This window comes from uncultured Endozoicomonas sp. (assembly GCF_947495845.1).
Lineage (GTDB): Bacteria > Pseudomonadota > Gammaproteobacteria > Pseudomonadales > Endozoicomonadaceae > Endozoicomonas.
Window position 1 is genome coordinate 1 of record NZ_CANMAO010000072.1, and the last position, 1,797, is coordinate 1,797.

2 protein-coding genes and 1 pseudogene are annotated in these 1,797 nt (G+C 48.2%); 2 read left to right on the forward strand and 1 reads right to left on the reverse strand.

The annotated features are described in order from the left end of the window. Window positions 1-189: 189 nt before the first annotated feature. Window positions 190-330, forward strand: coding sequence for a hypothetical protein (locus tag Q1B11_RS20090; RefSeq protein ID WP_299735774.1), 141 nt, complete (start codon window positions 190-192; stop codon window positions 328-330). Window positions 331-368: 38 nt separating this feature from the next. Here the strand turns inward: Q1B11_RS20090 and Q1B11_RS20505 are convergent. After that, window positions 369-488: pseudogene (locus Q1B11_RS20505) on the reverse strand (KTSC domain-containing protein); the annotation flags it as partial. 594 nt (window positions 489-1,082) lie between these two features. Between Q1B11_RS20505 and Q1B11_RS20095 the strand changes: the two are divergent. Further along, window positions 1,083-1,797 (forward strand): hypothetical protein (locus tag Q1B11_RS20095; RefSeq protein ID WP_299735775.1); only part of this gene is annotated, 715 nt, incomplete at its 3' end.

A 1,797-nucleotide genomic window follows, 5' to 3' on the forward strand; every position in this document is an offset into this window, starting at 1 on the left:
ACAACCTCAAACCTGAAGCAATGAAAGGTGTGAATAACCGTATTTAACATCTTTTTCTGTCGCCTGCCTGATCCTCCTATCCCCTATTTCTCCTGCTGTCATTCTGTGGATAACTCTGTTTTCTGCTGTCTTTTCCAATCAATTACCCACATAAGACCACGTGCTTATAAGCTGGTAACCGAGGGTACGGTGGAAGAAAAAATCCAGCAGTTGAAAGAGAAGAAAAAAGCCATCGCCGACTCCCTTTATGGCGACAATGCAGGTAAGAAAAAACCGTCCATCACAGCGGACGATTTGAACGTGTTGTTTGAGCCGGTGAAGGCTGGGTAAAATGAGCATAACAGCCTACGAGATGGGTACTGTCCGCGAATAGCCTGGTTATAATGCCATCCGGCGGAGTCTGCACTGATCAGGTTGTTGTAAACGGTCTCTGGCACATCGTAATAACGGTACACGCTCCCGCTGCGGGTAAACTCAGTTTCCAGCATGCCAATTGTCCAGCATGCCAATGGCGTGATCGTAGGTGGATACGGTTGAAAAGCTGTCAGCACTTGTTCCCTGTAATGTGAAAGCTTTCAGCGTGCTTTCCGGCAGCGCGTCAATTCCCTACCAAAGGCTGCCTGACAAAACAGTTCAGCCTTTCCTTATACCGTTTGCTTGGAACTTTACCAGTCTGACAAGGTCTGTAGTGCTATTGCCGTCATCACCAGACGGTTTACCAGCTGGAAAGGGACTCTAAATAAACCATGCAGCCACCTTCCTCAGAAAGCACAGGCGCAGTTTCCACGCTAAGGGACGTTGAACCACGAAGCGACGGATTGACAGCAGGGCGACAACGCAAAAGATCGTTATCCACCACCATGGCAGGTTACACGGTGGGACAGACAACGGGCGCTAAAAACATTCTATGGCATCAACAGCGCTCTGAACCTCCTATCAGTCATCCCTTAAAGCGCAGGTGTGTTAATTACCCCCGCAGAGCTCCGAGTCCCTCTACTTTGGTTGAGGTCAATCCGAGCCCGATGGAGACTGAACAGACCATGATGCCTAGAGGTTCCCGCTCGATAGCTGTGGTCAGGCCGATGACTCCTCTCCCATCACTCAATAACACGGTCAGCTCTGTACTTGATAATGCTCCAGGGGAAACCGGAGTATCCGGAAGGCAGGAGTTACCGGCTCAAAGCCCTGCGCTTCAAGAGAAAATGGACCGTTACCATGACACCATGAAGTATTTTGATAAGGCGCACCGTGACGCGTTGCGGAAGTGGTTTGATACTATGAAGTCTTTTGATCAGGCAAACTATGACGTGTTGTCTCGGGAGATGTTTGACAGCAAGGAATACCTTTTAGAAATTCTGGAAGCCGCAAAAAAGCTGCTCGAAACGTGCAAAAATCGCAGCATCATGGTCAAATCAACCCTCTTCAGCATGCTTAAATTTCACGATATCAATAAACATCATAGTGATCTGGAAACATTTTATGAGAAATGTAACGTTTTCTTTACGGCCTTAAACACTGACGTTAGCAGAGACACCGCTTGCCTGACCAGTATGCTTAATAAATCCACTAGCTCTAACATCAAAATAGTTTCGGATGGCTTTCTAAGTAAAGCGGACGATGAAGTCCAGTACATTGCCCAAAGTCCTTTCCTTAAAAATATTTCCTCCATGTGTAATGGCCAAGGCTTACCGGAAAAGACGAAAGTGGAAGCCTTCCTGAAGCTGCCCTGCCTGAAAGAGGGCTGGCAGGCGGGCAAAGACGAGGACGTTAAGGACAAACCGCTCGACCGGGCACTGG